At 70.4% G+C, this 6,172-nt stretch carries 8 protein-coding genes; 7 read left to right on the top strand and 1 reads right to left on the bottom strand.

Annotated elements, in window-relative coordinates:
* Window positions 1-334: hypothetical protein (locus ABZX92_RS44745; RefSeq protein WP_355572116.1), on the bottom strand; the 334-nt coding region annotated here is incomplete at its 3' end.
* Window positions 335-406: 72 nt separating this feature from the next.
* Between ABZX92_RS44745 and ABZX92_RS44740 the strand changes: the two genes are divergently transcribed.
* The 7 genes from ABZX92_RS44740 to ABZX92_RS44710 all read left to right on the top strand — a co-directional run.
* On the top strand, window positions 407-757 hold the full coding sequence (locus ABZX92_RS44740; protein WP_355572114.1) for a hypothetical protein: 351 nt from the start codon (window positions 407-409) through the stop codon (window positions 755-757).
* Complete coding sequence (locus tag ABZX92_RS44735; protein ID WP_355572112.1) at window positions 754-1,614, top strand: hypothetical protein; 861 nt, start codon at window positions 754-756, stop codon at window positions 1,612-1,614. The genes ABZX92_RS44740 and ABZX92_RS44735 overlap by 4 nt, the downstream gene beginning before the upstream one ends.
* Window positions 1,615-1,715: 101 nt before the next feature.
* Window positions 1,716-1,901 carry a hypothetical protein gene (locus ABZX92_RS44730; RefSeq protein ID WP_355572110.1) on the top strand — a complete coding sequence of 62 codons (186 nt, stop codon included), beginning with the start codon at window positions 1,716-1,718 and terminating at the stop codon, window positions 1,899-1,901.
* A gap of 152 nt (window positions 1,902-2,053) precedes the next feature.
* Window positions 2,054-3,583, top strand: coding sequence for an amino acid permease (locus ABZX92_RS44725; RefSeq protein WP_355572108.1), 1,530 nt, complete (start codon window positions 2,054-2,056; stop codon window positions 3,581-3,583).
* Entirely contained in the window at window positions 3,583-4,422 is an 840-nt protein-coding gene (locus ABZX92_RS44720; protein ID WP_355572107.1) for an urea amidolyase associated protein UAAP1, read from the top strand. The genes ABZX92_RS44725 and ABZX92_RS44720 overlap by 1 nt, the downstream gene beginning before the upstream one ends.
* Window positions 4,419-5,069: an urea amidolyase associated protein UAAP2 gene (locus ABZX92_RS44715; RefSeq protein ID WP_355572105.1), complete on the top strand. Its 651-nt coding sequence runs from the start codon at window positions 4,419-4,421 to the stop codon at window positions 5,067-5,069. Before ABZX92_RS44720 ends, ABZX92_RS44715 begins: the two co-directional genes overlap by 4 nt.
* The coding region (locus ABZX92_RS44710) for a biotin carboxylase N-terminal domain-containing protein (protein ID WP_355572103.1) at window positions 5,066-6,172 on the top strand (1,107 nt) is incomplete at its 3' end. The genes ABZX92_RS44715 and ABZX92_RS44710, both read left to right, overlap by 4 nt.

Raw genomic sequence — 6,172 nt, 5'->3', positions numbered from 1 at the left:
TGGCGATCCGCGACGCCGGGCGAGAAGCCGCCAGAGAGCTGCGAGCGACCCTCGAAGCGCTTCGGGACGACGACAAGAACCCTCCGCACGGCATCAGCTGGACCGCGGCGACCACCGGGTCGCCAGGCTGCCCGGCGATACCGGTCGCGACCTCCCGGTCGATCAGGCCGAGAAACCCGCTCTGCGCCTGGAACTGGTACCAGTGCGCCTGCGCGAGGTGCGTCAGCAGGTCGGGCGGACACTCGTGGGGCGGCGGCAGGTCGGCGGTGAGCAGCGCCGCGATGTCGCCGGTGTACTCGAACTCCTCGACCACCGTCCGGACGTCGTCGTACACGCGCAGCCCCCTGATCCGTCCCGCCCACGGTAGCGTGATCGCGATCGCGGTGAAGGGAGTTCGGAGATCGGCATGGCAGCGAAGACCAGGGTCGAGGCCCTGTGCGAGCAGTCGGGCGAGGCATTGGCCGAACGCGCCGCCCGGTACGGCGTCGCGGACGTCCTGGCCAGAGTCACCGCGGGAGCAGCGGGCGGTGAAGTGTCCGAAGTGGACCTCGACCTGCTCGACGACGCCTTCGCCCGCAACGGCATCGACAACCTGACACGGCGACCGCGCGGGTTCGAGCCGTGGAAGGGAGCGCGGGGCGTGGCGGTGACGGCGTTCGTGTGCCCGACGGACGCGTGCACGCGGTCGGCGTTGGACGAGCGCCCTTCGTGTGCGCTGACCGGGTTGCGGTTCCGTGAGATCAGGGTCGACCTGTGACGACGTTCCTCACCGAGCTCGGGAAGAACCTGGCCACGCGCTGGGCGTCCGCGCTCGCGTTGCCCGCCGCGGTGTTCGTCGCTCTGGTGTCGGTGGCCGCGGTGCTCGGACACTCGCACGCGCTCGACTTCGCCTTGCTGCAGAGACGTGTCCTGGCGGTCTCGACCGGGCCCGCACTCGTGTGGGCCGCGGCCGGGTTCCTCGCGGCCACGGCCGCGGTCGGGCTGACGGTGACCGCGCTGGGTGGCGCCGTGGTCGCGGCCTGGGGTGCGACGGGCACGCCGTTGACAGCCGTCCGGCGCTGGAGGTGGCGGCGGGCGTCGGGGAAGGCGGAGGCCGCGGTCAAGGCGGTGCTGGCGGATCGGTCGAACCGGAAGGCGAAGGCCAGGGCGCGGCGGGCGGTGTTGCGGCGCGACGGGATCGCCGAGATCGAGCCGGCCTGCCCGACGTGGGCCGGTGACCGGCTGCGGGGAGTGGACGAACGGGTCCGGCGGACCGGCCTCGACCTGACCACGCTGTGGCCGCGGTTGTGGCTGGTGCTGCCGGACCCGGTGCGCGCAGAGGTGACGACGGTCCAGGAACGGTGCGCGTCCGCCGCCAGGACTCCGGTGTGGGGCTTGGCCTGTCTGGCCGTGGGCGGCTATTGGTGGCCCGCCCTGGTGCCCGGGGTGTGGGCGTTGGTGGTGTCGGGACGGCGGATTCGCCGCGCGGTCGGGGTGTACGCGGATCTGGTGGAGGCCGCGGTCGACCTGCACGTCCGTGACGTCGCTGACCAGCTCGGGTTCGAGCTGACCGGGCGGATGACGCCGGAGATCGGCGCGCAGATGACCGAGGCGCTGCGGAAACGACCGCTCTGACGATCTGACTGCGGAGTCGCCGGTCTGCGGGATGGGCCGAACTCGATGCGTCCCTCCACTGTGGACTCAATGCGGAGACTTCTGCCTATAGGGTTCCCGCCATGAGCAGAAAACTGATGGTGGGGCTCGGGGTCGTGCTGGTCCTGCTCGGCGCGGTCTGGACGGCACAAGGTCTGGGTTACCTGAAGGGCAGCTTCATGACCGGGCAACAGCTGTGGACGACGATCGGCCTGCTGTGCGCCGGCGCCGGCGTCATGTTGCTGATTCCCTGGCCGAAGAAGAGGTGACGTCATCGGCTGATCCCCGCGGAGAGCGCTTGCCTGCCCTGTGAGGGATGGTTAACCGCGAATTTACGCGGTGCCGCTGATGGGAAACACCGGAGCGCGACCGTTATTACCTGTCGCTCGACAGATATTCCGGCCGGCCTCTCGGAGGACCCATGAGCACGTCTCTCAGTGACACCCCGGCACTCGGTTACGCCCAGGAGCTGCGCAGGGGAGTGGGCACGTTCTCGTCGTTCGCTGCGGGGTTCTCGTTCGTCTCGATCCTCACCACCGTGTTCCAGCTCTTCGGGCTGGGCTTCGGGCTCGGTGGCGCGTCGTTCTTCTGGGCCTGGCCGCTGGTCTTCGCCGGGCAGCTGCTGGTGGCTCTGTGCTTCGCCGAGCTCGCGGCGCGGTGGCCGGTCTCGGGCGCGATCTTCCAGTGGTCGGGCCGGTTGGCGGGGACGACCGCGGGCTGGTTCGCCGGGTGGGTCATGGTCATCGGTCAGATCCTCACCGTCGCGGCCGCCGCGATCGCGATCCAGGTCGTCCTGCCGAGCATCTGGTCCGGGTTCCAGATCGTCGGCGGATCCGGTGCGGACTCGGCGGTCACGTCGCCGACCGGTGCGCAGAACGCGGTCCTGCTCGGCGTGATCCTGCTCGTGGTCACCACGGTCGTGAACATCGCCGGGATCCGGCACATGGCCGCGGCCACGAGCGTCGGTGTCACGATCGAGATCGTCGCGGTGATCGCGTTGGTGTTCGCCCTGTTCGTCCTGCCCGAACGCGGTCCTGACGTCGTGTTCCACCACGAGGGCTGGACCGGCACCGGCGCTTATCTGCCCGCGTTCCTCGCCTCGTCGCTGATGGCCGCGTACGTGATGGTGGGGTTCGACTCCGCGGGTGAACTGTCCGAGGAGACGCATTCGCCGCGCAGAACGACCCCGCGGACCATCCTGCACGCGCTCATCGCGTCGGCCGTCGGTGGAGCGTTGCTCATCATCGGCGCGCTGATGGCCGCGCCGAGCCTCACCGACGGCAACCTGGCGACCGGCGGGCTCTCGTGGGTCCTCACCGAACGCCTGGGCGGTGTGCTGGGCCGCCTGTTCCTGTGTTGCGTCGCCGTGGCCGTCTTCGCGTGCACGCTGGCCATCCAGACCGCCGGCGCGCGGATGATCTACTCGATGGCCAGGGACAAGGCCTTCCCGTTCCACCGCGCGCTCAGCAAGGTGTCGCCGCGCACCGGCACCCCGGTCGGTGCGTCGATCGTCGTCGGTGTCGGCGCGGCGATCGCACTCGTGGTCAACATCGGTCAGTCCGCGATCTTCACCGCGCTGTCGAGCCTGTGCATCGCGATGCTCTACCTCGCGTACCTGGGCGTGACAGTGCCGCTGCTGATCGCCCGGCTCCGCGGGACCGGCTGGCCCAGAGGCGTTGACGAGCAAGGAAAACCGCTGTTCAGCCTGGGGCGTTGGGGCATTCCGCTGAACGCCCTCGCGGTCGTCTACCAGATCGGCATGGCGGTCAACCTGCTGTGGCCGCGCCCGGAGATCTACGACCTCACCGGCGAGACCTGGTGGCTGCGCTGGAGCGCGTTGCTCGTGGTCGCGCTCAGCCTTGCGACCGGAGCCGGGTACCTGCTCTTCACACGCCGGCTGCGCGGCCGGATCGAACTGCGCCACGTCCCGCACACCGCACAGGAGTCCTAGTGTCCACTGTGGATTCGCACCTCACGGACACCGTTCTCAACGCCAGGGCGGACGCCCGCGCGCAGGGCGGGCAGACGAGCGAGTGGATGCCCTACCTGCCCGCGTCGTCGAGCCCGTACCGGCCTGCGGGAGTCGAAGCGCTCACGTGGGCGGAAACCGTTGCCCCCGGCGGATACACGCACAAGGTGCTCGCCAGGGGCAGCCGGATCCGGTTCGACGACCCGACCGGTGACGCGTGCGCGCACGTGATCGTCTACAACGCACTGGAACCGGTCGAGCGGCTCAACGTCGCCGACACCGTGAAGATCCCCTGGCAGGCGTACCTCGGGGCCGGGCACCCGTTGCTGTCGGGTGACGGCCGCGTGCTGGCGACGATCGTCGGAGACACGTCCGGCCACCACGACGCGTTCTGCGGAACGAGCACCGAGGCGTGGAACGAGCGGAAGTACGGCGACGCCAGGCCGGAAGGGCCGTCCCCGGCGGGCCGATCGCTCTTCGTCAAGGCCGCGGCCAAACACGGGCTCGCACCGCGCGACCTCCCGCCGAGTGTGTCCTTCTTCCAGGGAATCCGGGTCGACCCCGACGGAGCGTTCGAGTGGCGGGGATCGGCGGGGGCGGGCACCTCGGTCGAGCTGCTGGCTGAACTGCCGTTGCTGATGCTGGTGGCGAACGTGCCGCACCCGCTCGACCCCCGCTCCGAGTACGTGGCCGGGCCGCTGCGCGTGCACGCCTGGCGCGCCGCTCCCACGGGACCGGACGACGAGCGTTTCCAGGCCACGCCCGAACTGCACCGGGCCTACCTGAACACCATCGACTACGCGGAGGCCCGAGGACTGTGACCAGCTCAGTGTCGTTCGACTGGTCGGAACCACTCGTGCCGGGCGAGGTCGTGCTCGACGACCGGGTCGCGCCCAACGCCTCCTGGTCCGCTGTGGTGCGGGCAGGCCATGTGCTGACCATTGTGGACGTTGGTGGCAACCAGTCGGGCGACTGCCTGATCTACCACGCGGCCAACACCGAGGAGCGTTACAGCGTGCCGGACACGCTGGCGTGGCAGGGCAACGCCTACGTCCGCACCGGCACGGTGCTGCGCAGCAACCTGGGCAACCCGTTGATGACCGTGGTCGGCAACGAGATCGACCGGCAGGACACCATCGGCGGCGCCTGCTCCAAGGAGTCCAACACGCTGCGGTACGGCCACCACGTCATGTTCCACCACGGCTGCCGGGAGAACTTCCTCTCCGAGGGCCAGAAGCACGGTCTCGGCCTGCGCGACCTGGTGTCGAACCTCAACTGGTTCATGAACGTCCCGGTCGAGGCGGATGGCGCGCTCGGCATCGTCGACGGGATGTCGGCGCCGGGCAAGCGGGTCGCGGTGCGTGCCGACGTGGACGTGCTCGTGCTGGTCTCGAACTGCCCCCAGATGAACAATCCCTGCAACGACTTCAACCCGACCCCGCTGCGCATGATCGTGGTGGCGCCATGACCTCTTTCGACGTCGTCCTGGTCGCGAACCGCGGCGAGATCGCGCGCCGGATCATCCGCACGGCGCACGCGCTGGGCATGAAGGCGGTCGCGGTCTACTCCGACGCCGACCGCGCGGCACCGCACGTGCGGGAGGCCGACGCCGCCGTCTGGCTCGGTCCGGCTCCCGCGCGCGACTCCTACCTGCGGGCCGACGCGATCATCGAGGCCGCGCTCGGCAGCGGCGCCGGACTGGTCCACCCCGGCTACGGATTCCTGTCCGAGAGCGTCACGTTCGCGCGTTCCGTGGAGGAGGCGGGCCTGCGGTTCGTCGGCCCGGCGTCCGAGCAGATCGCCGCGTTCGGGGAGAAGCACACCGCCCGGGAGATCGCGCGCCGCGCCGGCGTGCCCATGCTCGCCGGGACCGGCCTGCTGTCGTCGGCGGACGAAGCGGTCGCCGAGGCGGAGCGGATCGGGCTGCCCGTGATGGTCAAGGCGACCGGGGGAGGCGGCGGCATCGGCATGCGAGCCTGCGCCACCACCGACGAGGTGCGCGAGGCGTTCGACGGCGTCGTTGCGCTGGCACAGCAGAACTTCGGCGCCGCGGGCGTGTTCCTGGAACGGCTCGTGCGCCCGGCTCGGCACGTGGAGGTGCAGCTCTTCGGCGACGGTCTCGGCCGGGTCGCGATGATCGGCGATCGCGACTGCTCGTTGCAGCGCCGCAACCAGAAGGTCGTCGAGGAGGCACCCGCTCCGGCCCTGCCCGGCCACGTCCGCGACCTCCTGCACACCTCGGCACGGGAGCTGGCCGCGTCGGTGCGCTACCGCAGTGCCGGGACCGTCGAGTTCATCTACGACCCGGTCCGCGAGGAGGCCTCGTTCCTGGAGGTCAACACCCGCCTGCAGGTCGAGCACCCGGTCACCGAGATGGTCTTCGGCGTCGACCTGGTCGAGCTGATGCTCCGGCTCGCCAGGGACGGCGCGGACGGTCTGCCCGAGCGCGTCTTCGACTCCCCGTGGGAGCCGGACGGGCACGCCGTCGAAGCCCGCGTCTACGCCGAGGATCCCGCGAAGGAGTCGTTGCCGTCGCCGGGCCTGGTGACGCGGGCGGTCTTCCCGGCCGAC

Origin of the sequence: Lentzea sp. NPDC006480 (assembly GCF_040611995.1) — a bacterium.
GTDB lineage: Bacteria > Actinomycetota > Actinomycetes > Mycobacteriales > Pseudonocardiaceae > Lentzea.
This window is presented reverse-complemented; position numbering and strand designations above follow the sequence as displayed.

What these genes read in the sequence shown, in the direction of transcription:
- ABZX92_RS44740 (WP_355572114.1), top strand. Translation starts at nt 407, where the DNA reads ATGGCAGCGAAGACCAGGGTCGAGGCCCTGTGCGAGCAGTCGGGCGAG.
- ABZX92_RS44730 (WP_355572110.1), top strand. Translation starts at nt 1,716, where the DNA reads ATGAGCAGAAAACTGATGGTGGGGCTCGGGGTCGTGCTGGTCCTGCTC.
- ABZX92_RS44725 (WP_355572108.1), top strand. Translation starts at nt 2,054, where the DNA reads ATGAGCACGTCTCTCAGTGACACCCCGGCACTCGGTTACGCCCAGGAG.